Annotated in this window: 3 protein-coding genes; all 3 read left to right on the plus strand. The window is 64.3% G+C overall.

Translation table 11 applies throughout. The annotated features are described in order from the left end of the window. Positions 1-64: 64 nt before the first annotated feature. From QXK92_RS33975 to QXK92_RS33985, 3 genes are read left to right on the plus strand one after another with little or no spacing between them, the layout of a single operon-like run. A complete protein-coding gene (locus QXK92_RS33975) occupies positions 65-661 on the plus strand; it encodes a recombinase family protein (RefSeq protein WP_225345603.1) in 597 nt (198 codons plus the stop codon). Next, positions 658-2,178 carry a Mu transposase C-terminal domain-containing protein gene (locus tag QXK92_RS33980; RefSeq protein WP_306249130.1) on the plus strand — a complete coding sequence of 507 codons (1,521 nt, stop codon included), beginning with the start codon at positions 658-660 and terminating at the stop codon, positions 2,176-2,178. The genes QXK92_RS33975 and QXK92_RS33980 overlap by 4 nt, the downstream gene beginning before the upstream one ends. A 7-nt stretch (positions 2,179-2,185) precedes the next feature. Beyond that, on the plus strand, positions 2,186-3,049 hold the full coding sequence (locus QXK92_RS33985; protein WP_225345606.1) for an AAA family ATPase: 864 nt from the start codon (positions 2,186-2,188) through the stop codon (positions 3,047-3,049). Positions 3,050-3,077 lie beyond the last annotated feature (28 nt).

Below are 3,077 nucleotides of genomic sequence, written 5' to 3' on the forward strand. Positions count from 1 at the left end.
TCTGTAACGCTTGCCGTGTCCGCGCCAACGTCAACTTGTCGGGGGTTGGCGATACGGTCCGGCCATGCGGATCGGCTACGCGCGGGTCTCCACCCGCGACCAGCACCCTGAGGCCCAGCGCGATGCGCTTACCGCGGCGGGCTGTGACCAGATTTTCCTCGACAAGGTATCGGGCAGGCTGGCCCGCCGCGCAGAGCTCGACAAAGCTCTGCTGTCGGCCAACCGGGTCGGCGATCAGCTGGTGGTGACCAAACTGGACCGGCTGGGCCGATCGCTGGAGCATCTCATCGAGTTGTCCAAGCGCCTACAGGGCGCCGGCGTGGATCTGGTGGTGCTCGACCAAGGCATCGACACTTCAACGGCTATTGGCCGCATGTTCTTCCAAATCCTCGGCGCAGTAGCGGAATTCGAGCACGCTTTAATGTCGGAGCGCACCATGGACGGTCTGGCGGCCGCGCGGGCCCGCGGCCGCACCGGTGGGCAAAAACCCAAACTGGGTCCTCGTCAGGTGAAGCTGGCCCAGCAGATGTATGACGAGAAAGACGACCACGGCAAGCGTCGCTACACCGTCGCCCAGATCGCCGCCGAGTTCGGCGTCACCCGGCCCACCATTTATCGGCATCTGGGCAATGCCCTTAATAACGGCTCGGCCGCCTCATGACCCACCCGCAAAAACCGGTTGAGACGCCGGACGACGCGGAGACCGCATTGACCATGGCCCAACGCGAACAGGCGATGGCCCGCTACGCGGTGCTGCGCCCGCACCTGGACGACGGGATATCGCTGACCGAAGCCGCGCGTCAAGGTGAGGTGGCGCTACGCACCGCGCAGCGCTGGCTGGCCAGCTACCGCAAGTCAGGACTAGTGGGGCTGGCCCGTCCTGGACGCTCTGATTGCGGCCGCCGCCGGTTGCCCGATCAAATGGTCACGCTGATCGAGGGGCTGGCATTACGACGGCCTCCGATCAGTGCGGCCAACATTCACCGCCAGGTGACCCAGATTGCGCCGCAACGTGACTGGCCGGTGCCGTCCTACAGCACGGTGTACGCGATCGCCGCAGGCCTTGATCCGGGCTTGCGGACGTTGGCCCACGAAGGCACCAAACGCTACGAGGAGACCTTCGATCTGGTGTATCGGCGTCAAGCGAGCGGACCGAACGAGCTATGGCAGGCCGACCACACTGAATTGGACCTTTGGGTGATCACGCCGTCGGCAAAGCCGGCTCGCCCCTGGTTGACTGTCATCGAAGACGACCACTCCCGCGCTGCAGCCGGCTACATGGTCAGCTTGGAGGCACCCTCGGCGATCAACACCGCTTTGGCGCTGCGGCAAGCGATTTGGCGCAAACCCGATCCCGGTTGGCCGGTGTGCGGCATCCCTGGCGTTTTCTACACCGACCACGGCAGCGACTTCACCTCCCGGCATATGGAGACCGTAGCGGCCGAACTGAAGATCCAACTGGTGTTCTCCCTGCCCGGCAAGCCACGCGGCCGCGGCAAGATCGAGCGGCTGTTCAACAGCGTTAACCAGATGTGCCTGTCGACGTTGCCCGGCTACGCGCCACGCGGAACCCCTGATCGAGCCGGGCAGGCCCGGCTCACCCTGCCCGAATTGGACACCGTGATCGGGCGGTTCCTCAGCGGCGGCTATCACCACCGGGTGCACAGCGAGACCCGCCAAACACCAGCACAGCGCTGGTCGGGCGGCGGGTTCTTACCCAGGATGCCCGTCTCGTTGGAGCAACTCGACCTGCTGCTGCTCACCGTGGCCCAGCCCCGCAAAATCCACCCCGATGGAGTGCACTTCCAAGGACTGCGCTACCTAGACCCGGTGCTGGCCGCCTACGTCGGCGAACAGGTCACCATTCGCTACGACCCGCGCGACCTGGCCGAGATCCGCATCTTCCACGACGACAAGTTCGTCTGCCGGGCGATCTGCCCTGAGCTGGCCGACACCACCGTCGCGCTCAAGGAAATAACTGCCGCCCGCAACGCCCGCCGCCGCGAACTACGCCAAGGCCTTCGTGATCGCGCCAAGGTTGTCGACCAGCTCATCGCCGTTCATCAGCCCGACTGCAACTACCCGCTGCCTGGGATGGCCGTAGCGGCTAGTGGGCCAGCCGACCTCGACCAGGAATCGGCGCCCAAACATGCGCTCAAGCTGTACCGAGAGGACTGACCACGTCATGGCCGACATCCAGGACCAGGACACCCAACACACCGCTGCCGCCTCATCCGAGCAGTCATCAGCTACCACAACGAAATTCGTTATCACCAAGCAGCACCGCCGCTTCGCTGAATTCTGCGATGCCGTGCGCCGCGACCGCTACATCGGCCTATGCCACGGCGCACCCGGTGTCGGCAAAACACTGTCGGCTCGCCACTACAGCTCCTGGGACACCGTCAGACCGATCGTTGAGCACTTCCGCTTCTACCAGACCGTCGCACCCGAACCTGCTCTCGCCGTTCGCACCGTCTTCTACACCCCCAAGGTGCACAACACACCCCTCATCGTCGAGAAAGAGGTCCGATACCTACACACCCGGCTCAGCTGGGCCATTGAGACCACCCTGCACCCCGACCGCGGCTCTGAGCACCTCGTTGAACCCGACGGGGCGTATACCGAACTGGTCATCGTCGACGAAGCTGACCGGCTGAAAAACCCCGCCCTAGAAGCGCTACGCGACCACCACGACCGCACCGGCGCCGGCCTGATCCTCATCGGCATGCCCGGCATTGAACGCCGACTGGCCCGCTACCCGCAGCTCTACAGCCGCGTCGGATTCCTGCACCACTACCAACCCCTGTCCAGCGACGAACAAACCTTCATACTGTCGCGTCAGTGGCCCGACCTCGGCCTCGACAACCCTGAAGACTTCACCACCCGCGAGGCCCGCGCCGCAATCATCCGCATCACCAGCGGCAATTTCAGGCTCACCACCCGGCTGATGGCGCAGATCCATCGCATCATGGACATCAACCAGCTCAACACGGTCACCAGCGAAGTCGTCGACGCCGCCCGCGAATCCCTCGTCATCGGGATCATGTAACGCCATCTATCGCTGAAGATTCACCGCC

It is taken from the genome of Mycobacterium sp. TY815, from assembly GCF_030755135.1.
Classification (GTDB): Bacteria; Actinomycetota; Actinomycetes; order Mycobacteriales; family Mycobacteriaceae; genus Mycobacterium.